The following is a 20,582-nucleotide window of genomic DNA, read 5'->3' as shown; positions in this document are numbered from 1 at the left end:
AAGCGTCCTAAAATTTTTAGGAGATTATAGAATTTTCTCTTTGATAATTCGTTTAAATTTATCCGCCAGCGTCGTTTTTAGCGCGATAACGGAGAGCGGCAGGCCAAACTCCTCCATCTTTACGGCATCTTTTCGCGTAACCAAAAGGGAGGTCGCGCCGTAGCGGGTTAGGATTTCTACCAGCTCATCCCGCGAAAACGCGTAGTGATCGGGATATATCTCGCACCCGATGCAAAGGCTAAAATAAGGCTCCAGGCGCTGCGGATTTGCGATAGCGGTGACCAAAACCATCTTTGGAGTCGGGTTTAAAATTTCGCTTGTGCGAGTAAAATCCTCGCCCTCTTTTACGACGTAGTCGGCTTTGGCGTAAAATTTGCTCGGGTAGCGATACGCGCCGCTAGGTAGGACGAAATCAAAATAAGGCTTTGAGGACGGGCGGATTAGGACGTTAAATTTTTTGATGTGAAATTTGCCAAAGCCATCATCGAGCAACACGTACTTTGTGCCTAAATTTAGGGCTTCTTTTATCGCGACGTCGCGGTTTTCGCTCACGATGACGTTTGCGTTTTTTACGCTTTTTGCGTACTCCATCGCCTCGTCGCCGCTAGCCGTGACGCCTACCAAAATTTCGCCCGAGATCGCGACCTTGACGAGGCCGCTTGAAGCTCTGCCGTAGCCTCGCAAAATAACGCAACCGCCCTCAAATTCGTTTAAGATAGCAATACCAAGCGGCGTCTTTCCGCTACCGCCTAGGGTTAAATTCCCGATGCTGATAATCGGGATGCCAAAATCTAAAGCTTTGCTAAATTTCGCCTTTAAAATCACGCCCGCGCAGTAAAGCACGCTCAAGGGCAAAAGCGCTATAGCTAGGCACTTTTGCCACAGATTCGGAGCGTAAAAATACTCCTGCGCGAAGGCGTAAATTTTCCTTTTAAACACGCGTTTTGGCTATCTCTCGCACGCTCTCGCAGATATAGGCGACCTCTTCGTCGCTAAGCGCGTTGTAAACCGGCAGCGAAAGCACCTGCTGATATGTTTTTAGCGCATTCGGGAAGGAATTTACCTTAAGCCCGTATTTGCTTTTATAGTAGCTCAAAAGGTGCATCGGCTTATAGTGAAGCGCCGTGTGGATGCCGCGCTCTAGTAGTTCTTTGGCGAACCCGTCGCGGTTTTTATCGATCTTGATGATGTACTGGATGTAGACGTGATCGCGCTTTTTGATCGGTAGCGAGACGTGCGGGCAGTCTGCGAGCTCTTTGTCGTAGATGGCTGCGATCTGTCTGCGCCTAGCGATAAATTTATCCGTTTTTTCAAACTGAGCCACCGCATACGCCGCGCAAAGCCCGGTTAGATCATACTTCACGCCGATATCGACGACATCGTAGACGTAGCCTAGGTTGCCGTCTTTGTCTATGCCGCCTTTTATGATCGCGTGGTTTCGCAGTAGCCTAGCGCGCTCGGCGACCGCGTCGTCGTCGGTCAGCATAAAGCCGGCCGTCGCGATCGGGTTAGTTAGCTGCGAATGCACGTTAAAACAAGAGATGAGCGAGCGGCTATCGGAGCCGATTTTAACGCCGTTATAGGTTAAACCGATGGACTTGCCGGCGTCGTCTAGTACCTTTACGTCGTACTCCTGCGCGATAGCGTAAATCTCGTCCATATCAGAAGCCTGTCCCGCTACGTGGTTTACGAATATACCTTTTAGCTTTTTATGATTGTGCACTTTTAGCGTATTTCGTAGCGACTCGGCGTTCATGTTAAAGTCGTCTTCGTTGATGTCGACGAATATCGGCTCGGCATCAAAGTGTCTAATCGCCTGCGCCACGCTCGGAGTGGAGTTTACCGAGCAGATAATCTTGTCGCCGCGTTTTAGATCCATCGAGCAAAGCGCCAAATGATGGGCGGCGCTGTTGTTATTTGTAGTGATGGCGTGCTTTACGCCAAAATACTCCGTAAGCTCGGACTCAAGCCTCTCCACGATCGCCGATCCGTGGTCTTTTAGAGCCTCTTTGATGAGCGTGGTTTCGGCCTCGTCGATGGACGGTCGATAAAACGCTATCTCTTCCATTGTGCCTCCTTGTTTTTTATTTTTATCTTACCTTTTAAATTTCGTTTTTTAAATTTTACTTTAGAGCCGAATTTGCGGCAGTTTTATCTATTTTTTTACTTTCAGCAAAATCATCGCGACTCTACCGTCAAATTTCACCGTTTTTGACTTTCAAAACCTCAGCCAAATTTATCGCCGTAGCCGTAAATTTAGCTCAAATTTTACTCGCCGTTCACGCTAGCAATCGGCGGCAGCGAGAGTTTAAATTTATTTGCTCTCATTCTTGAAAACACCGTCGCAACGAGCTTTGGGTCAAATTCGCTCGCTAGCTCGGCCTCGCTTTTACTCTGCGCCAGACGCAAGACCTCATCCAGCCGCTCGTAGCTATAGCCTATATCAGCCTCGTCGCTTTGTCCTTGCCAAAGATCGGCGGACGGGGCTTTTACGATGATTTTTTCATCGATACCAAGCTCTTTAGCCAGCTCGTAAATTTCAGTCTTAAAGAGCTCGCCAATCGGATTTAGCGCGCACGCCATATCGCCGTAGATCGTGCCGTATCCAAGAAGGCGCTCACTTTTGTTGCTAGTGCCCACGACTAACGCATTTACCTTTGCCGAATAGTCGTAAAGCAGGCACATCCTCGCTCTTGCGCTTAGATTTCCCATGCGCAAATTTGACAGCGGCTCGCCGATTTGCGCGGTAAAGCTATCCAAAATCGGCTGGATTTCGATGATTTTATGCGTTATTTTTAGATCTTCGCAAAGCTTTAGCGCGTCGCTTAAATTTCGCTCGTTCGAGTACTTCGTCGGCATCAAAAGCGCATGCGTTTCAAAGCCCGTGCGCGCGCAAAGAGCGGCTACGACGGCAGAGTCTAGACCGCCGCTAACGCCCAAAACAAAGCCTTTTGCGCCGCTTTTTTCGAGGTAGCTCGCCAAAAACTCGGTTAGCTTTAGGCTGATTTGCGAATAATTTTTCATAACGATTATCACCGATAAATTTAAATTCCAAAATATTATACAATTTTTTTATAAAATTTAACTTTTAAGCTTAAAAAATATACAATTTATTTTAATTAAATTTTATAAAAGGACAAACGTGAAAATTTTTTCAAAACCATGCGGAGATTATCAAACCAACTGCTACGTAGTATCCAAAAATGGGCGCGAGATTATTATTGATCCAGGTCAAGATTCATATGACTTTGTCGTAAAAAATTCACACGCGCCGCTCACTATTTTAAACACTCACGGACACTCCGATCACGTTCTTGACAATGTTAGCTTAAAAAATTTTTTTAATATCCCGGTATATATCCATAATAGCGATAATTTCATGCTTCACGAAGACCTTTGGGACGCCGGACAGCAGCCGATGTATGATGCGATCTGCGTAGGCGGAGCGAAATTTGAGGACGTTAAATTTAACATAGAGGACTTTGAGATCGAGTTTATGCACTTTCCTGGGCATACGCCGGGATGCTGTATGGTGCGTGTTGACGACGTCATTTTTAGCGGAGATTTTTTATTTAGAGGCTCGATCGGACGCTATGATTTTCCGTTTTCAAATGCCGAGGATATGCGCCAAAGCTTGCTAAAATGCAAAAAAATGCAGGGAGATTTTATACTGTATCCAGGCCACGGCGACAAAACGACGCTAAAGGCCGAGCAGGCGAATTTGGACTTTTGGATAGATATGATAGGCAAAGAGATGAGATTTTAGCGGGTTAAATTTGAGCTTTTAAAGTTTCAAAATAACCGCGCCAAATTTTAAAAGGCAAATTTGACAGCAGTAAATTTATGCAGGTTTTGCCAAAATACCGCCGAAAAAGACGGCGATAAATAAAATTCAAACGCAAAAGCGGCGCTAAATTTACCGCGCCGCCCGGCGTGCTTTTAAATTTGATCGTTTTTATGCGTTTTGCTTTGCCTCTTCTTTGCGTTTTTCTTCGTTTCGTCTTTGCGCGGCTTGTTTTTGCAGGTTGGTTTTGTAAATTTTAAAGATATGATCCTCTAAAATCACGACCTGAAAAGTCCCCTCAAACACCTTTATGTCGTTCGTCGTACCAGTTACTCGCACCTCGCGCTTCTTGCTCTCGTTAAAGTGTGAGCGTGCGTCGAATTCGATCGCTTCGTTTAGCTTGGTTGGAGCGAAAAAATGTATCTTGGCGCCGATAACGACGCTAAAAGTCTCATTGACCGCCGCCATCGCCGCGTAGCTAGCCGCAGAGAAAACAAACCCGCTGTGTATAAGCCCCTCGCTATCGGCAACCATGTCGCTAGTGGCGAAAAAGCGCGTTTTAGCGTGATTTGGCTCGAGCTGCGTCACGGCGCCGCTAAGACCGATTTTTATATTCGGCGAGGTTTTTAGTTCGTTGCGAAACGGATTTTCGTCCTCTGGCAGAACAACCCCGTCGCTACTGTTGTCGTCGTAGATATTTTCGTCCATTTTTCACCTTTTTATACGCTTAGTTTTAGATAGACCCGTTTTGGCGCGGGATAGCCCTCGACCGTGCGCGCAGGGTCTGCGGGATCGAGGAAATCGCCCAAACTCTGACCCAAGATCCACTCGGTTTTTCGCTGCTCGCGCTCGTCCGTCGGCTTTGTGGCTAAAATTTGCGCATCTTTAAAATTTGCCCTCTCGCACCAGTTTAAAAGCGCGCTAATAGTCGGCACAAAGTAGATATTTGGTATCTTTGAGTATGTATTTTTAGGGCTCAAGGCAAAATCGCCCTGCATATCAAGATACATCGTGTCCAAAAATAGCTCGCCGCCCGCATTTAGCGCGCCTTTTAGCTCTTTTAGCGTACGCACCGGATCGCTTCTGTGATAGAGTACGCCAAGACAAAAGAGCACGTCAAATTTGACGCCGTAGTGCGGCAGATGCTCGACGCCTAGTAGCTCGTACTCTATGCCCGAGCGCGCAAACGCGTCGATAAATTTAAACTGCAAAAAACTCATCACGCCGGGATCAAAACCGATCAGCTTTTTTGGACGCTGCGGCAACATGCGGAAGAGATAGTAGCCGTTGTTGCAGCCGATATCGCCCACGACCTTGTCTGCTAGATCCATGTGCGGCTCGAGCAGGTTAAATTTGACAAAACTCCTCCACTCGCTGTCTATCAAGATATCGTCTATCTTAAACGGCCCCTTGCGCCACGAGCGTAAATTTAGCGCTGTTTGCAGCGTCTCTTCGCGCTGGGCGGGGTTTAAATTTGCATTTATCTCGACTATATCGTCAAATTTAAGCTCAAATTCGCGCCCCTTAAATTTAGCCGCTAGCTCCTCTACCTCGCGTATCAAAGGCGCGTAGGTTTTGCCCGCCAGCTCCCTAGCCTTCGCTGCTCTAGCCGCTTCTAAGCTCATCACTCCGTCCAGTCGATGATGTTTTTAGGGCACTCTTTGTGATAGACACCCGTCGCGTCGTAGTACTCCTTGCACTCGTTGTAGTACTTCGTCGTCACGCCGCGGTCGTTTAAAAACACGCAACCGCCCAGCATCGCCACCAGAGCCGATAAAAGTAAAATTTGCGCTAGAGTTTTCATTTGAAAAATTTAGCGTGATTTTTCTTCATGTATTCGACGACTTCGAGCACCTCGTCCACGCCCTCGGCATCCGAGTTTTCTAGCGCGTCATCGATGCACTCGATATAGGTCTCGGCGGCGTCCTCGAGCTTATCTTTTTTCACGCCGGCATAATACAGCATCGCCTCTAGCATCATCGAAAGCTCGTAGCTTAGCTCATCTACGGTAGGTTCTATTTCTTTCATTTTTCTATCCTTGTAAAATCGTTTTTTTGGTTATTAGGTCGGTTATCTGCGCTTTTACGTTTTCATAGCTAAAGCTATCCTTAAAGCCCGCAAAAAGCCCGCCGCTAGCGTTCACGTGCCCACCGCCGCCGACTAAATTTTTAGCCATCTGGCTGACGTCTACTTTGCCGTTAGCGCGAAAGCTCAGCGTCTTTTTGCTCGTAACGTCGATGAAAAAATCAATATCGGGATTCGCGACTAAAAAATCATTACCGATAACCGAGGTGTTACCGATATTGTAGGTCAAAATGCCGTTAAGGTCGTTATATTTTATGCTAAATTTCTCTTTTTCCTCGCTTAGTTTTTTTACGACGAATGCTGAGATCAGATTGCTTAGCGTATCGTTTTTATCCTCTTTGAAAAAATCCTTTTTAAATCCGAAAATCGCCTCGTCAAGCCCGACGTAGTCGTCTCCCGCGTCAAAAAACTCCCGCGCTCGTTTGATTAGATAAAAAAGATAGCGCGAATTTTCAGCCTCAAACATCGTTTTGTTTATCTCTTTTGCGTTTGCGACGAGTCCGAGTCCGACCTTGCCCATTTCAAAATTTACATCGTCTTTTAGCCAGATATCGACCGCATTTACGACGTCGCTAAAGTGATTTAGGCTCGCATCGACACCGTAAATTTTAGAGAAAAAATCATGCGTAATCTTAGTCGCGCACCTTGAGCTATCTAAAAAATACCAGCTAAATTTGCTCGCGCACTCGGCTCCGCTTTGGTGGTGATCAAGGAGCAAAATTTTAGCGTTTTTATTTGCGAGCGCCTTTTCGTAGGCTTCGCACTGCTCCACGGTCAAATTTAGATCCGTTATCAGGATGAGCGCTTTTTCGTCATTTTTAGCCGCTTCGCCCTCGCCGCGATTTTCGGGCACGTTTTGCGAGTTAACATTTTGCTCGCCGCTTAAATTTGACTGCGTCTGGACTGCGTTTTTATCAGAAATTTGAGCCAAAATTTGATCAAATTTCTCGTCGATCTCCTTGCCGTAGTTTGAGTTATAAAATTTAACGTTTTTAAAATAGTGATTCGTTATTACCTGCGCGCCGTATCCGTCCAGATCGGTGTGCGAAAGGTGGTGGATGGTCATTTTATTCCTTACAAATTTGATATTTCTATCGTGCCTAGCGTCTCAAACGGCGTATTTGCCACGACTTCGGCAAAGCTAAGCACCGTGATATCTATGGCGAAATTTGTACAGATATCAGCGATAAATTTACGCAAGCTAGGCTCCACGCAAAGTATCATCGAGCCGTACTCCGAGATCGGCCGCTTCGCCCTCGCCTCGCGCAGAGCCTGCACGATCGCCGACGTCTGCGAGACGTTTATCATTAGGTGATACGCGCCGTCTTTATACTGCACGGCGTCGATCAGCTTTTGCTGCGCGGCGGGCTCCATCACGTAGAAATTTAAGCGCCCGCCCTCATCGACGTAAAGCGAAGTGATAGCGCGAGCAAGCGCGGTGCGGACGTGTTCGACGATCATATCGAGGTTCTTACTAACCTCGGCGATGTCGCTTAGCGCCTCTAGGATGCTTAGCATATCTTTTATCGGGATGTGGTCTTTTAGCAGCGCTTTTAGCACCTTTTGGATCACTCCGATAGGCGCGATACGCAGCGTATCCTCGACGATGACGGGGTATTCAGATTTTAGCTTGTCGAGCAAATTTTGCGTCTCTTGGCGAGTTAGGAGCTCGGCGGCGTTTTGCTTTATCAGCTCGCTCATGTGCGTGGAGATGACGCTTGCGGGATCTACGATCGTGTAGCCGCTTAGTATCGCGTCCTCCTTCACGCTCGCATCGATCCATAGCGCGTCTAGGCCAAACGCCGGCTCTTTAGTCGGGATGCCTTCGATGTTGTCGCTAACTAGCCCGCTATCCATCGCGAGGAATTTATCCGCGTAAATTTCCCCCTGCCCGATCACGACGCCTTTTAGCTTGAAGCGGTATTCGTTGGGCGGTAGTTGGAGATTATCACGGATACGGATCTTTGGCATCAAAAAACCAAGCTGTGCGGCGATATTTCGGCGCATAGCTCGTATGCGCTCGATGAGATCGGTCTCGGCGATCTTTAGCAGGCCGTAACCTAGATCGAGTTCTAAAATTTCAAGCTTTAAGATGTCGTTTATCTTAGCTTCCTCTTCGCGGGCGATTTCTTCTTCGCTTTTTTTAGGGGGTTTTGGTGCAGTCTGCCCTTCTTCTTCGCCTTGGATAGAGCTTGCGCTTTGGACCTTGGCGGTCAAATTTATCTTGCCCTCTTTTACCTCTTTCATTATAAAGCCCATACTTAAAAACAGAAGCGAGATAAATCCGAGAGATAGCGTCGGAAGCCCTGGAACTAGAGCAAAGATAAATAGTATGAAGCCGACTATTAAAAGCGTTTTATATTCGCCTAGCAGCTGCGTTAGCGAGCCCTCGGCGAAATTTTCATCGTCCTTGCTAGCTCGAGTGATGATGATCGCCGTAGCCGTCGACGTGATGAGGCCCGGGATCTGGCTCACTAGACCGTCGCCGATCGTTAGGATCGTGTAGTTTTGCGCCGAGGTAGCCATATCTAGGCCGTACTGAAACGAACCGATGAGAAAGCCGCCGACGATGTTTATGATCGTGATGATGATGCCCGCGACCGCATCGCCTTTTATAAATTTAGACGAACCATCCATCGCTCCGTAGAAATTCGCCTCGCCGATGATGGCTTCGCGGCGCTCTCTGGCGGTCTTTTCGTCGATTAGACCGGCGTTTAGGTCGGCGTCTATCGCCATTTGTTTACCCGGCATCGCATCGAGCGTAAATCTCGCCTGCACCTCGCTCACGCGCGTCGAGCCTTTGGTAACGACCATGAAATTTATAAGCACTAGGATCGTAAAGACGATCACGCCGATGACGTAGTTGCCGCCTACGACGAACTGCCCGAAGCTTGAGATTATCTCGCTCACGGCATCGGGACCGTTGTGCCCTTCGCTCAAAATCATGCGCGTGGTGGCTATGTTTAGCGAGAGTCTAAAAAGCGTGATGATGAGAATAAGCGTCGGAAACGTGCTAAGGTCGGTAGGCTTTGGCACGTAAACGGCGATAAGGATGATGAGCACCGAGATAGAGATGGAAAGCGCAAGAAAAAAGTCCAAAACCGCGCTAGGAAGCGGCACGATGATGATCGCTAGGATGGCGATTATGACGCCGACGATCGTGAGCCCCTTAAACCTTATGATAGGCTCTAAAAACGGTGCGACCAGGGTTAGGATATTGCGCTTTTGTTTTGCCAAAATTTACTTCTTGATTATATTTGCTAGCGTAATCGTATCTAAAAAATCGTCGATTTTAGACTGAAGCGCGCTAAACATCGGCCAAATTTGACACATTCCGCCCTTGCTGGAAGCACAGCTATCAGCCGAGATCGAGCACTCAAATACCGCCATTTTACGCTTTTCGGCGCTTTCGATTATTCTTTTTATACTGATTTCTTCAGGCTTTTGCGCGAGCATGAATCCGCCGTTTGCGCCCTTAAACGAAACCAAAATGCCCTCTCTGGCCAAATTTTGCAAAATTTTAGCCAAAAAGCTTTTTGATATCTCAAGCTCGCCCGACATCGTATCGACGTCCGAGGGAGCGTCTTTTTGCGCTATGTAAATCAGTGAAAGCAGCGCGTATTCGCTCGCTTTTGTCAAAAGCATAAATTCCCCTTAAATTTTTTGCGGATATTTTATTAAATTTTATCTGCAAATTTGATTAAATCAATATTTTTTAAAACAGGCGCCGCATTTTTTGATTTTTATGATATAATCGCCTTTTTTAATCTCACCAATCAGGAGGTCATTATGGCTTTGGATTCGGCTAAAAAAGCAGAAATTGTTGCGAAATTCGCTAGAAAAGAGAAAGATACGGGCTCTCCGGAAGTTCAGATCGCATTGCTAACCGCAAGAGTCGAGGAGCTAACCGAGCACCTAAAAATCTACAAAAAAGATCACTCGTCTCGCCTCGGACTACTTAAAATAGTCGGCCGCAGAAAACGCTTGATGAAATATCTAAAAGCTAAAGATTACGCAGCTTACACAAAAGTTATCGCTGAGCTAAATCTCAGAGATAAATAATCCTAAGCCCCGAATTTGGGGCTTTTCTTTCAAATTTTACTTCTTATTATTTTTCAAAATTTAACACATCAAATTTTATATTCATAAAATTTCTAGCGATAAAACTAAATTTATTCTACTTTTACATTAAATTTATTCAAATTTCCCAGCACGCAGCCAATCATGCCCAGAATTTACCCTTATAACCTTGAGCTAACTACACTAAAGTTATCTAAATAAATTTTTTTAACTCTACCCCTTGACAATTATCCGCTCAATGTTGTATAATGCGCCTAGCAATTTAAAGGAGAGAGTGCTAATATGATAAAGATGAGTAAGCGAGATCTGATACTTGATTCTATTATTCAAGCTTATCTTAGCGACAACGCTCCGATCGGCTCTAGCGAGCTTGGTTCGCGCATGGCGATGTCGATCCCGGCCTCTACGATAAGAGTTTATTTTAAAAAGCTCTCCGACGAGGGCGCAATCACGCAGTTTCACGTTAGCGGCGGCAGGATACCGACGGCTGCGACGATGAGAGATTATTGGCGAGCTAGGTTAAATTTTAATGAGACGCTAGATATCGCAAATCCTAGCCTATTAAAGTTGCTAAGCGATAAATTTGAAATTTACGCGATGGTTTTTGAAAGCAAAACCCAAACGCTAAACGAGGTCTTAAATTTAAACAATAGATTTTTGATTTTGAGCTTTAGCGAGGACGAGATCGCACTCAAATTTAACTCGAAGGTAGAGAAATTTTTGAGCAATCTCATCGGCATAGACCTCGATAGACTCGAGCTTACCTGTATGCAAGTGGGCCTAAACGAGCTAAGAAACAAGATAGCCGAGCTAAAGCGCACTAAAATTCGCTTTTTAGAAAACGAAAGGGTTGCGCTTGAAATTTTCGGAGAGAGTTTTAAAAACGCGCTAAGCCCTAGCTTTGAAATGGTTTTTGACTCAAATTTAGTCTTTTTCGGCGAGAACTACCTAGGTATGAAGCTGGGCGTAAATTTTGAGGGCAAAGAGGCTAAAATGCTTTGCGCGGGCAGTATTTATAATGATTACGAAAGATTTTTAAACAACCTAAAGGAGGCGGCATGAACGAGAATGAAAACGTGGAACTTGAGCAGCAAATCCCGTCAAATTTCGACGAGAGTATCAGCTTTGAGGGCCTAGACGCGAAGTACGTAGAGCTTCAAAAGCAGCTTGAGGAGCTAACGGACAAGTATTATAGAGCCAACGCGGACTTTGAAAACATCAAAAAGCGTTTCGAAAAGGAAAAAGCGGACATCGCGACGTATGCGAACGAGAAATTCGCGCGAGATCTGCTTCCTGTGATAGACGCGCTTGAGATGGCGGTAAATTTTGAAACCGAAGGCGACGAATATGCGACGAAAATCAAAGAAGGAATTTATATAACGATAGATCAGTTTAAAAAGTGTTTCGAAAAAAACGGTATCACGCCGATCGAAACCGAGGGCGAATTTGATCCGAATTTCCACAATGCCGTACTGCAAATCGATAGCGAGGACGTGGAAAAAGGAAAAATCGTGCAAGTGATACAAAAAGGCTATCTAATCAACGGCAGAGTTTTACGACCTGCGATGGTATCGATAGCAAAGTAAAATTTAAAATAAAAATTTAGTAAAAAGGATCAACAATGGCAAAAGTAATAGGCATAGACCTAGGAACGACGAATTCATGCGTGAGCGTGTATGAGAGAGGCGAAAGCAAGGTAATCCCAAACAAAGAAGGCAAAAACACGACTCCTTCGGTCGTAGCGTTTACCGATAAGGGCGAAATTTTAGTAGGCGATAGCGCAAAACGCCAAGCAGTAACCAACCCTGAAAAAACCATCTACTCTATCAAAAGAATAATGGGTCTAATGAGCAACGAGAAAAACGCACAGGAAGCTAAAGCTAGGTTGCCGTACCACGTCGTGGATAGAAACGGCGCGTGCGCTATAGAGATCGCGGGCAAGGTCTACACTCCGCAAGAAATCTCGGCCAAAGTGCTAATGAAGCTAAAAGAGGATGCGGAAAGCTACCTGGGCGAAACGGTCGTAGATGCCGTCATCACGGTGCCTGCGTACTTTAACGACAGCCAAAGAAAAGCGACTAAAGAAGCGGGAACGATCGCGGGACTAAACGTGCTTCGTATCATAAACGAGCCTACAGCGGCGGCTCTAGCCTACGGCCTAGATAAAAAAGAGTCCGAAAAGATCATGGTTTACGACCTAGGCGGCGGTACGTTTGACGTTACGGTACTAGAAACCGGCGATAATGTGGTCGAGGTTCTAGCTACCGGCGGTAATGCGTTTCTAGGCGGCGATGATTTCGATAACCGCCTAATCGACTGGCTAACGAGCGAATTTAAAAGCGACGCAGGCATCGATCTAAAAACCGATGTAATGGCTATGCAGCGCCTAAAAGAGGCGGCCGAAACGGCTAAAAAAGAGCTAAGCTCGGCTCAAGAAACGACGATAAATTTACCGTTTATCACAGCTGACGCTACGGGTCCTAAACACCTCACAAAGACGCTAACTAGGGCTAAATTTGAGGGCATGATCGAGGATCTGGTCGCTCAAACGATCACCAAGATAAACGAGGTCGTAAAAGATGCCGGACTTGACAAAAAAGATATAAAAGAAATCGTCATGGTGGGCGGCTCGACGCGCGTGCCTTTAGTTCAAGAAGAGGTCAAAAAGGCGTTTGGCAAAGAGCTAAATAAAAGCGTAAATCCGGACGAGGTCGTAGCTATCGGCGCGGCGATCCAAGGCGCCGTCATCAAAGGCGACGTGAAGGACGTATTGCTCCTAGACGTCACTCCACTAAGCCTAGGTATCGAGACTTTAGGCGGCGTGATGACGAAAATCATCGAAAAAGGCACGACTATCCCGGTTAAGAAAAATCAGGTATTTTCAACTGCCGAGGATAACCAAAGCGCCGTCACGATCCACGTACTACAAGGCGAGCGCGAATTTGCCCGCGACAACAAGTCTTTGGGTCAATTTAACCTAGAGGGCATCCCTGCCGCTCCTCGCGGAGTGCCGCAGATCGAGGTCGAGTTTGACATCGACGCCAACGGTATCCTAACGGTCTCTGCTAAAGACAAGGCTACCGACAAAGCCCAAAATATCACGATCTCAGGCTCAAGCGGTCTAAGCGAGGACGAGATCAACAACATGGTAAAAGACGCCGAGCTACACAAAGAGGACGACAAAAAGCGCAAAGACACAGTCGAGGCTCGCAACCAAGCCGACGCACTCGCGCACCAGACGCAAAAGAGCCTTGACGAGCTAGGCGAAAAGATCCCGGCCGAGGACAGAGAGCGCATCCAAAAGGCGCTGGACGAGCTAAAAGAGACTCTAAAAGACGAAAACGCGAGCAAAGAGCAGATCGACGCGAAGGTCAAAACTCTAAGCGAAGCCAGCCATAAGCTAGCTGAAGCGATGTATAAAAAAGACGGCGCTGCGGGCGAGCAAGCAAACGGCGGCAAGAAAAAAGACGACGACGTCATAGACGCCGAAGTCGAGTAAAAATTAGCCCTTGTTTCGGCGAGGGCTTTAAACATAAATTTAAGTTTAGCGTTGTCGCGCCCTTAAATTTGCCCCGCCCGTTAAATTTGACGGGCGGTTTTTTATAAATCTCTAAATTCATTAACTCAATTTTACCCAATCCAAATTTGACTTCATGTAGTTTTTGAACCGCTTGTTTTTGCAAATTTACCGCTTCGCCCGTAGATTAAATTTGACTCTCTTTCGACAATCCTTAATCAAAATCATCCATTTGGACGACTGATTTAAATATAATCAAACAAAAAAGGTCCTAAATGTATCTATTTTTCCTAATCATTCATATTTTGAGCGCCATCGCCTTCGTCGGCTACGTATTTTTCGACGTTTGTATATTTCCGTTTGCCAAAAAACACGTAGACGAGAGTACGCTCGCTCGCGTCAAAAAAGCCTACACCAAAGGCAGCGCGAAGGTGTTTGGCACGGCATTTTTACTCCTGATCATCAGTGGCATTTATATGGCAAAGGATTATTTTGGCGGCGAGAACGGATGGCTCGGTAGCTCGTTTCAAATTTTACTTGCGACCAAGATCGGCGTGCTAGGGCTAATGTGCCTAATCACGGCAATATCGCTCTTTTACGTCTATAAGCTTAAAAAGCCCGACCCCTTTGGCAAATACTCGCACGTTATCGCCCTTGTTTTGTGTGTCATAATGATAATCCTTGCGAAGGTAATGTGGAGGGTTTAGATAAATTTGACCGATTGATTTAAGGCGCGATTAGATCGCAAAAGTCGGAGTAAAAACAAAAGCATTTTAGCCGCCAAGGAGCGTAGCGGCTAAAAGATAAAAGCAGTTAAATTTAGCCCAAAAGCCTGTTAAACTGGCTTTGCAGGCTTGCGGTATTGTGCGCTTGAGCTAGGATTGCGGCGTTTGCTTGTAGGTCGTTTTGTTTAAAAGCGCTTAGATTTTTAGCGATGTCGTTATTTTGTAGCTGCGACTCGCTTTGTCTCAGCGCGACGTTTTTAGTTAGGCTTGCGTTGATGCCCGAGATGATGCCGTTTTGCGCCGCGCCGATCTCGCCTCGCAGAGCGTTTACGCTACCGATAAATTTACTCACGCTATCGCCGTTACTCACGTCTATACCGCTAAAATCGGGCGCGCTTAAATTTACGCTCGCCGTGCCGTTGCCGGTTAGGAAGCTCATCTGCCCGCCAAATACGTTCTTACCGTTAAAGCTCGCTTGCTGCGTGCTCTCTCTCATCGCGCCCACGAGCGCGTCCGCCTCGCTTTTTATCATCTTTTGCTGATCGGCGTTTAGGATGCCGCCGTTATACCTCACCGAGAGTTCGCCGATGCGGTCGGCGCTTTGCGTGATATTTGCTAGCGTAGAGTCGGCGATCTGTAGGATGCCGATAGCGTCGTTTGCGTTTGCGACGCCCTGCTCTAGCGCGGAGCTTTGGGAGCGAAGCGAGTCTGCGATAGCTAGATTTGCGCTGTCTATGCCGCTTAGAGCGCGCTGTGCGGAGATGTTATTTAGGGCTTTTGCGCTGTTATTTTGAGCTTGTTCTAGGTATTGATTGCTTAGGCTTGAGTTTGCGGAAAAATTTCCTAGTTTCATTTGCACTCCTTTTAAATTTGACCCGATTTTAGCGAAAATTTGATTAAAATTTGCTAGCGGCGAGCAAAACGTCAAATTTAAGCATTTAAAAATTCTAGCCGTAAATTTACCGTCTAAATTTTACCTTGCCGCGAGGTTTTGTCGCAGCTTCGTTTTTTACCGCTTTCGCGCGATTTCTATACTCGTAGGCTTTGCCTGCGATCGCCGCAAAGATAGCCACCGCTAAAAATATCCAAAGAACATACCTCTCTTCACCGTCATAGCTAGTAACCGCTTCAAAAACGAGCTCGCCTTGCGCCGGCACGAGCCGCCCCTCTTTTATCATCTTGCGGATCTCCGCGCCGCTTATGTTTTGTCCGCGCGGATCATACGGCCGCGTCAAGATCTCTATGGCGGTAGTGTCCGCGATCTCGTAAACGCTAGCGTCAATCATCTGCCCCGTCCCCATCGCGTCAAAGTAGTAAATTTTGTCGCCGTTTGCATAAACCGCGCCGTATACGCCGTTGCGCACAAGGCCTATTTTTCGCCACTGCTCGCTAGTTTCAAGCCTAAAAAGCTCCGTATGGCGCGAGCCTAACCGCCTGCCGCTTTTATTTCTATGCCACACTTCGCGGCTCTGCACGAAATAAGTCTGTCCGCCGCTGATAAAAACGCTACCCGCAAGCGGCAAAATTTCACCCGCAAACGGATCAGCCGCCGCGCGTTTTAGCTCGCCGCTTTCGCGCTCCCAAAAGTAAATCCCGCCCTTGCCGCGAAAAAGCAGATGATAGGCGTGCGCGCCGGAGACGCCAAACGGTAGCGAATAAGGCGCAAATTCGGGCGCAAACTCATGCTCATCCGCGTAAACTACGCCGCTAGCGGGCTCTAAAAGATAGTGCACGCTGCCAAAATACGCCACCTCGTGCAGTTCAGGGGTAAATTTTACCGCGAGCCGTGAGCCTTTAAAATAGACGTTTCGCCCGTCCGTGACGTAAAAATCGCTAGTTCGTCCGCGCGCGTCTTTTACGTATCTTAGCGCCCTAGCGTATGCGCCTTCTAGCTGCTTGCCCTCAAAATATACCATGGCGTTTCCGCCGCCATTAGCTGCATCTTCCGCCGCAAAGCCGAAATCCAAAACCCTAGTCAAATTTACGCTTGAAACGCGCTTTGTTTTATAAATATAGCTTTGCGGTTTATCAGCGCCCAGTATCGCGTACGCCGCGGTTTGAACCGCCTCGGCAAAAGCTCCTAGCTCGTAGTTTCTCTCGCCTGCGTCGCTGCAAAAATAACTAACCCGGCCGTCCGTTAAATATCCGTTTCCAATCGCCCTAACGCGCGTGGGATCAAGCCCGCTCATGGCTAGATTGCCGCAGTAGACGGCGCTTTCATCGGCGCCGACGTTTCGCCCGCGATAACCGCCTGACGCAAGAACCCTAAATTTATCCGCCCGCACGCCTTTTAGCTCAAATTTGCCTCCGCTTGGGATTAGCGCGTAAATTTTGCCCTGCTGCGTCGCGTAAAATTCGCTGCCGCCTATCTGGGTAAATTCGTTCTCCTCCTCGTAACTAGCGACGTAAACCATGAAAAATACCGTAAAAAGCACGCTAAAAAGCGCAAATAAGCAAAGTAGTATAGGTTTTTTATCTTTCAAAGTGCCGCCTATTTTTAGAAGCTCTGATTTTTAACGCCTCAAGGCAAATTTGAGCTCAAAATTTATACAAATTGTCTCAAAATTTTAAATTTTCCTATCGCATGGTACGCTAGCGACCAAACAAGGAAGCAAATACAAATAAGCCGAACAATATCGGTAAAATCGCGAATCTCAAATCTGCCCGTAATCAAAGAAAAAATCACTCCGCCCGCGATACAAAGAGCAAGAAGCGTCAGCGAGATAAAAACCGTAATGTTCATGATTTTTGCCGTCATGCTCTTTTTTTCGCTATTTTTAGCCAGGGTTTCAAGCAGGGTTATTCTATTTATAAAGCCGTCTCTTTCGTACTTTACGCGCACGAGGTCGCCCTGTTCCAGACTAAAATCCGTAGAAAAAACGCCGCTAAATTTAACCCCGTCCAGCTCAAAACTAGCGCCGATAAGCTCGTCTCGCTTAATCGTGCGTAAATTTAGAGCACTAACCCTGCCCGCTTTAGTTAATTTTTTCAAATTTGCTCCAAATTTTCGGCGATTTCTAAGACTTCAAAGTATTCGTTCTCTAACGTCTCTAGCTCGCTTTTTGCTGCTTCTAGGTCGTTATAAAGCGCGGTTAGGCCGATTTGCTGATAGATTTTAGGATCGCTAAGGCCCGCGTTTAGCTCTTTTATCTTGGCTTCTAGCGCGGCGATTTTCTCTGGGTGCGAGGATAAAATTTGCGTCTGCTTGTAGCTTAGTTTCGCGCTTGTTTTGCTCTTTTGCTTTTGCGCTTGCTCAGCCTCGCTTGCTAGGCTTTCTTCAAATTTACCAAGCTCGGCTAATTCGTCTTCTAGCTCAAGATAGACGCTGTACTCTTGATGCAGCACCTCTATTTGAGTGCCCTCAAAGGCCCAGAGCTTGTGCGCGATCTTATCGACAAAGTATCGGTCGTGGCTCACGATGATTATGGCGCCTTCAAAGCTTTGCAGATAGTCCTCAAGGATGTTAATAGTGGCGATATCAAGGTCGTTTGTGGGCTCATCTAGCACGAGCACATCGTACTCCTTGCTAAAAAGTAGCGCGAGCGCCACGCGGTTTTTCTCGCCGCCGCTTAGCACGCCCACGGGTTTATCGAGAAATTCTTTAGGAAATAGGAAATTTTTAAGGTAGCCGTAGACGTGCATATTTCGCCCGCGCACCATGACGTGATCGCCGCCGTTTGGGCAAAAGGTCTCGATGAGGCTCTTGTCGTCGTCTAGCGCGCTTCGCGACTGATCAAAGTATCCTACGCGCACCTCGCCGCGCCTAACTTCGCCGCTGCTAGGCTTTTCAAACCCGAGTAAAATTTTAATAAGAGTGCTTTTGCCGCTGCCGTTTCGTCCGACTATCGCGATACGCTCGCCTTGCAAAACGCGCGCGTTAAAATCCCTAAAAAGCTGCTTGCCGCCGATATTTTTGCTTAATTGCTTGATCTCAAAGAGCATCTTTTTGCGGTTTACGCTTTGAGTTTGATTAAAATTTTTACTCGCGCGCTCAAGCTCGAGCCTAACGCGGCGTATAACGCCCGGGTTTTTCTTTGCCTCTTCGCGCATGGCTAGCACTCGCTCTTTGCGCCCTTCGTTGCGTTTTAGACGCGCTTTGACGCCTCTGCGCAGCCACTCCTCCTCGGCTTTTAGCTGTTTTAGCAAAGTTTCGTGAGATTTGGCCAGGCTGGCTAGGATTTCCTCTTTTTTAGCTAGATAGTTCGCGTAACCGCCGTCAAACGACGCCAGCGCGCCATCCTCGATCTCGACGCTTCTAGTCGCTAGCGCGTCGATGAAATAGCGATCGTGCGAGATAAAAACTATCGTCTGACGTGAGCCTTTTAGCATATCTTCAAGAAATCTAACCATATAAACGTCAAGGTGGTTCGTAGGCTCGTCAAGTAGCAAAACATCGGGCTTTTTAAGTATCAGTGCGCCCAGAGCCACGCGGCGTATCTCGCCTCCGCTGAGGCTTGCGACAGCTCGGTTTTCGTACTCTTTTAGCTTAAACTCCTCCAGCACGCGCTCGATCTTGCGCTCGATCTGCCAGCCGTCTTTTGCCTCGATAAATTTGATTAGTTCATCTTGCCTCGCGTTTAGTTCTTTGTCGTGCGCATCGCGGCCGAGCGCTTCCAGTACCGCCGCATACTCGTCACGCGCATCAAAAATTTCTTTTAGCTCCAAATTTAGCGCGTCTTTTACGGTGGCCGCATCGTCAAATTTGGGATTTTGTGCGAGCATTTCTACTTTCACGCCGCCTTGCACGATACGCCTGCCGCTATCTGGCTCTAGAGAGCCCGCGACTAGCTTCATCAGCGTACTTTTGCCGCTGCCGTTTTTGCCGATGATAGCGATACGCTCGCGCTCGTTTACGCTAAGGCTTACTTTGTTTAAAATTTCATTGGGGCCGAATTTTTTACTAACGTCGATAAGGTCGATTAGAGCCACGCGCGCCCTTTAAAACGAGATATGCATGCTAAGTGCGATGATACAAAGCGTAAGCGCCATCGGCACGTATATATATCTGCCCGTAAAATACCAAAACGCGCCTTGCTTTTTTGCCGCGCCAGTGTTGATCTCGTCCATGATCTCTTCTTTTTTGATAACCCAAAACCACGACACCGCGCCGATCACCGCGCCGATAGGGATGATATAGATCGACACGAAATCCATCCACGGCCCCCAGCTAGTTATGGCCTCCATATTTACGCCGATACCAAAGCATATTATGCAAAGCGCGATTAGTACGACGCCGCGCTTTAGCTTAGGAAATTTGTGCATTATTGACTCGGCGACTGCTTCGAACATATTTTGCAGAGAGGTCACGCCGCCAAAAATCACCGCCGTAAATAAAATAATCGCGAAAATTTGACCGCCAGGCATGTCTTGTAAAATTTTAGGCAGCGTTACGAAAAGTAACCCAGGCCCCGCCGCAGGATCCATGCCGTAAGCAAATACCGCAGGCAGCATAACAAGCGCCGCCGTCATCGCCGCGATCGTATCAAAGATCGCCGTCTTTTGCGCGCTGTCGACGACGTCTTCGTCCTTTGAAAGATACGCACCGTAGACGATCATACCAGAGCCCGTGATAGATAGCGAGAAAAAGGCCTGTCCCATCGCCGTTACCCACACCATAGGATCGGCTAGCTTGCCCCAGTCGCTGTGAAAGACGAATTTATACCCGCCAAACGCTCCGTCTAAAAACGCCACCCTGATAGCTAGGATAAAAAATAGCACGAAAAAAAGCGGCATCATGATTTTGTTTGTCTTTTCGATACTGTGTGCGCCGAAAAATAGCGTAAATAGCGTGCCCGCAACGACGATAAAGTGAAACGGCACGACCGAATAGGACGAAAGCGCAAAGGACTCGAACCAAGTGTTCGTATCCACCGTCATCAGCGAGCCCGTGATCGCCTGAAATAGCGCCTTTAAAACGTACGCGATGATGACTGCGTAGCCGATAGCGATACACATCGAGCCAGCCAGCGGTATCCAGCCTAAAATTTTACCGAAAGTGCCCCAGTTTCGGCTCTTCCACGCGTATTCGTATGAGCCTAGCGTACCGGTTTTGGCGCGTCTGCCGATAGCGTACTCAGCAGAAAGTCCGACATAGGAAAATATCGCGACAAAAAACAGATAAACGAGCAAAAACGCGCCGCCGCCGTTCGTACCGACCTTATAAGGAAATCCCCAGACGTTGGCCATACCGATAGCCGAACCCACGCAAGCGATGATAAACGCCCAGCGTGACGTGAAATTTGTTTTGTGCATTTGATATCCGTTTAGATTAAATTTTCTCAATTATACTTGATTAAGCTAATAAAAAGATTATGCCCGCTCGCCCGCAAAGCACGCCGCTCCGCCTTAAAACGCTTTAAATTTATATTTGGATATAATCGCGAGTTATCTA

General features: G+C 47.2%; 21 protein-coding genes. 6 read left to right on the top strand and 15 right to left on the bottom strand.

All coding sequences use genetic code 11. The features are described 5' to 3' along the window. Positions 1–24: 24 nt before the first annotated feature. From H7R39_RS02455 to H7R39_RS02445, 3 genes are all read right to left on the bottom strand, one after another. Entirely contained in the window at positions 25–939 is a 915-nt protein-coding gene (locus tag H7R39_RS02455) for a tetraacyldisaccharide 4'-kinase (RefSeq protein ID WP_122862223.1), read from the bottom strand. Continuing rightward, positions 932–2,068, bottom strand: a complete 1,137-nt coding sequence (locus H7R39_RS02450; protein ID WP_185897825.1) for a DegT/DnrJ/EryC1/StrS family aminotransferase — start codon at positions 2,066–2,068, stop codon at positions 932–934. The genes H7R39_RS02455 and H7R39_RS02450 overlap by 8 nt, the downstream gene beginning before the upstream one ends. Positions 2,069–2,268: 200 nt before the next feature. Further along, positions 2,269–3,024, bottom strand: a complete 756-nt coding sequence (locus H7R39_RS02445; protein ID WP_185897824.1) for an NAD+ synthase — start codon at positions 3,022–3,024, stop codon at positions 2,269–2,271. A gap of 118 nt (positions 3,025–3,142) precedes the next feature. On the opposite strand from H7R39_RS02445, the gene H7R39_RS11180 reads away from it, so the two are divergent. After that, positions 3,143–3,766 (top strand): MBL fold metallo-hydrolase, encoded by a 624-nt coding sequence (locus H7R39_RS11180; RefSeq protein ID WP_185897823.1) that lies wholly within the window; start codon positions 3,143–3,145, stop codon positions 3,764–3,766. A 189-nt stretch (positions 3,767–3,955) separates the two neighbouring features. On the opposite strand, the gene H7R39_RS02435 is transcribed toward H7R39_RS11180, so the two are convergent. From H7R39_RS02435 to H7R39_RS02405, 7 genes are read right to left on the bottom strand one after another with little or no spacing between them, the layout of a single operon-like run. After that, the gene (locus tag H7R39_RS02435) at positions 3,956–4,492 is read right to left on the bottom strand and encodes a PaaI family thioesterase (protein WP_185897822.1); all 537 of its coding nucleotides are present in this window, start codon (positions 4,490–4,492) and stop codon (positions 3,956–3,958) included. Positions 4,493–4,503: 11 nt separating this feature from the next. Continuing rightward, positions 4,504–5,409 carry a tRNA 5-methoxyuridine(34)/uridine 5-oxyacetic acid(34) synthase CmoB gene (gene cmoB, locus H7R39_RS02430; protein WP_185897821.1) on the bottom strand — a complete coding sequence of 302 codons (906 nt, stop codon included), beginning with the start codon at positions 5,407–5,409 and terminating at the stop codon, positions 4,504–4,506. Next, positions 5,409–5,588 carry a hypothetical protein gene (locus tag H7R39_RS02425; protein WP_185897820.1) on the bottom strand — a complete coding sequence of 60 codons (180 nt, stop codon included), beginning with the start codon at positions 5,586–5,588 and terminating at the stop codon, positions 5,409–5,411. Before H7R39_RS02425 ends, cmoB begins: the two co-directional genes overlap by 1 nt. Then, the gene (locus tag H7R39_RS02420; RefSeq protein WP_185897819.1) at positions 5,585–5,812 is read right to left on the bottom strand and encodes a hypothetical protein; all 228 of its coding nucleotides are present in this window, start codon (positions 5,810–5,812) and stop codon (positions 5,585–5,587) included. The genes H7R39_RS02425 and H7R39_RS02420 overlap by 4 nt, the downstream gene beginning before the upstream one ends. A 4-nt stretch (positions 5,813–5,816) precedes the next feature. Then, complete coding sequence (locus H7R39_RS02415) at positions 5,817–6,935, bottom strand: DHH family phosphoesterase (protein ID WP_185897818.1); 1,119 nt, start codon at positions 6,933–6,935, stop codon at positions 5,817–5,819. 8 nt (positions 6,936–6,943) lie between these two features. Then, positions 6,944–9,106 (bottom strand): flagellar biosynthesis protein FlhA, encoded by a 2,163-nt coding sequence (gene flhA, locus H7R39_RS02410; RefSeq protein ID WP_185897817.1) that lies wholly within the window; start codon positions 9,104–9,106, stop codon positions 6,944–6,946. Positions 9,107–9,109: 3 nt separating this feature from the next. Continuing rightward, positions 9,110–9,514, bottom strand: coding sequence for an RrF2 family transcriptional regulator (locus H7R39_RS02405; RefSeq protein ID WP_002946513.1), 405 nt, complete (start codon positions 9,512–9,514; stop codon positions 9,110–9,112). A 144-nt stretch (positions 9,515–9,658) separates the two neighbouring features. Between H7R39_RS02405 and rpsO the strand changes: the two genes are divergently transcribed. The 5 genes from rpsO (at position 9,659) to H7R39_RS02380 (ending at position 14,173) form a co-directional block, all read left to right on the top strand. Continuing rightward, positions 9,659–9,931 (top strand): 30S ribosomal protein S15, encoded by a 273-nt coding sequence (rpsO, locus tag H7R39_RS02400; RefSeq protein ID WP_002952011.1) that lies wholly within the window; start codon positions 9,659–9,661, stop codon positions 9,929–9,931. A gap of 300 nt (positions 9,932–10,231) precedes the next feature. Further along, positions 10,232–11,011, top strand: coding sequence for an HrcA family transcriptional regulator (locus tag H7R39_RS02395; RefSeq protein ID WP_185897816.1), 780 nt, complete (start codon positions 10,232–10,234; stop codon positions 11,009–11,011). After that, positions 11,008–11,535, top strand: coding sequence for a nucleotide exchange factor GrpE (gene grpE / locus H7R39_RS02390; protein WP_185897815.1), 528 nt, complete (start codon positions 11,008–11,010; stop codon positions 11,533–11,535). Before H7R39_RS02395 ends, grpE begins: the two co-directional genes overlap by 4 nt. Positions 11,536–11,570: 35 nt before the next feature. Further along, entirely contained in the window at positions 11,571–13,448 is a 1,878-nt protein-coding gene (dnaK, locus tag H7R39_RS02385; RefSeq protein WP_185897814.1) for a molecular chaperone DnaK, read from the top strand. A 293-nt stretch (positions 13,449–13,741) separates the two neighbouring features. Then, on the top strand, positions 13,742–14,173 hold the full coding sequence (locus H7R39_RS02380) for a trehalose-6-phosphate synthase (protein WP_185897813.1): 432 nt from the start codon (positions 13,742–13,744) through the stop codon (positions 14,171–14,173). A gap of 112 nt (positions 14,174–14,285) precedes the next feature. Here the strand turns inward: H7R39_RS02380 and H7R39_RS02375 are convergent, their stop codons facing one another. From H7R39_RS02375 to H7R39_RS02355, 5 genes are all read right to left on the bottom strand, one after another. Further along, the gene (locus H7R39_RS02375; RefSeq protein ID WP_185897812.1) at positions 14,286–15,044 is read right to left on the bottom strand and encodes a flagellin; all 759 of its coding nucleotides are present in this window, start codon (positions 15,042–15,044) and stop codon (positions 14,286–14,288) included. A 106-nt stretch (positions 15,045–15,150) separates the two neighbouring features. After that, positions 15,151–16,674 carry a DKNYY domain-containing protein gene (locus H7R39_RS02370; protein WP_185897811.1) on the bottom strand — a complete coding sequence of 508 codons (1,524 nt, stop codon included), beginning with the start codon at positions 16,672–16,674 and terminating at the stop codon, positions 15,151–15,153. 62 nt (positions 16,675–16,736) lie between these two features. Next, a complete protein-coding gene (locus H7R39_RS02365) occupies positions 16,737–17,183 on the bottom strand; it encodes a hypothetical protein (RefSeq protein WP_185897810.1) in 447 nt (148 codons plus the stop codon). After that, positions 17,180–19,120: a ribosomal protection-like ABC-F family protein gene (gene abc-f / locus H7R39_RS02360; protein WP_185897809.1), complete on the bottom strand. Its 1,941-nt coding sequence runs from the start codon at positions 19,118–19,120 to the stop codon at positions 17,180–17,182. Before abc-f ends, H7R39_RS02365 begins: the two co-directional genes overlap by 4 nt. 9 nt (positions 19,121–19,129) lie before the next feature. After that, positions 19,130–20,443: a sodium-dependent transporter gene (locus tag H7R39_RS02355; RefSeq protein ID WP_185897808.1), complete on the bottom strand. Its 1,314-nt coding sequence runs from the start codon at positions 20,441–20,443 to the stop codon at positions 19,130–19,132. Positions 20,444–20,582 lie beyond the last annotated feature (139 nt).

It is taken from the genome of Campylobacter massiliensis (genome assembly GCF_014253065.1).
GTDB classification, from domain to species: Bacteria; Campylobacterota; Campylobacteria; order Campylobacterales; family Campylobacteraceae; genus Campylobacter_A; species Campylobacter_A massiliensis.
Note: the sequence above shows the minus strand (reverse complement) of the source record. Positions and strands in the feature narration are given on the sequence as shown.

Bases quoted from the DNA above. Each gene is read 5' to 3' on its own strand.
- H7R39_RS02425 (WP_185897820.1), bottom strand. From the start codon at position 5,588: ATGAAAACTCTAGCGCAAATTTTACTTTTATCGGCTCTGGTGGCGATG.
- H7R39_RS02355 (WP_185897808.1), bottom strand. From the start codon at position 20,443: ATGCACAAAACAAATTTCACGTCACGCTGGGCGTTTATCATCGCTTGC.
- H7R39_RS02450 (WP_185897825.1), bottom strand. From the start codon at position 2,068: ATGGAAGAGATAGCGTTTTATCGACCGTCCATCGACGAGGCCGAAACC.
- H7R39_RS02445 (WP_185897824.1), bottom strand. From the start codon at position 3,024: ATGAAAAATTATTCGCAAATCAGCCTAAAGCTAACCGAGTTTTTGGCG.
- H7R39_RS02415 (WP_185897818.1), bottom strand. From the start codon at position 6,935: ATGACCATCCACCACCTTTCGCACACCGATCTGGACGGATACGGCGCG.
- rpsO (WP_002952011.1), top strand. From the start codon at position 9,659: ATGGCTTTGGATTCGGCTAAAAAAGCAGAAATTGTTGCGAAATTCGCT.
- H7R39_RS02435 (WP_185897822.1), bottom strand. From the start codon at position 4,492: ATGGACGAAAATATCTACGACGACAACAGTAGCGACGGGGTTGTTCTG.
- cmoB (WP_185897821.1), bottom strand. From the start codon at position 5,409: ATGAGCTTAGAAGCGGCTAGAGCAGCGAAGGCTAGGGAGCTGGCGGGC.
- grpE (WP_185897815.1), top strand. From the start codon at position 11,008: ATGAACGAGAATGAAAACGTGGAACTTGAGCAGCAAATCCCGTCAAAT.
- H7R39_RS02380 (WP_185897813.1), top strand. From the start codon at position 13,742: ATGTATCTATTTTTCCTAATCATTCATATTTTGAGCGCCATCGCCTTC.
- H7R39_RS02375 (WP_185897812.1), bottom strand. From the start codon at position 15,044: ATGAAACTAGGAAATTTTTCCGCAAACTCAAGCCTAAGCAATCAATAC.
- dnaK (WP_185897814.1), top strand. From the start codon at position 11,571: ATGGCAAAAGTAATAGGCATAGACCTAGGAACGACGAATTCATGCGTG.
- H7R39_RS02405 (WP_002946513.1), bottom strand. From the start codon at position 9,514: ATGCTTTTGACAAAAGCGAGCGAATACGCGCTGCTTTCACTGATTTAC.
- H7R39_RS02395 (WP_185897816.1), top strand. From the start codon at position 10,232: ATGATAAAGATGAGTAAGCGAGATCTGATACTTGATTCTATTATTCAA.
- H7R39_RS02420 (WP_185897819.1), bottom strand. From the start codon at position 5,812: ATGAAAGAAATAGAACCTACCGTAGATGAGCTAAGCTACGAGCTTTCG.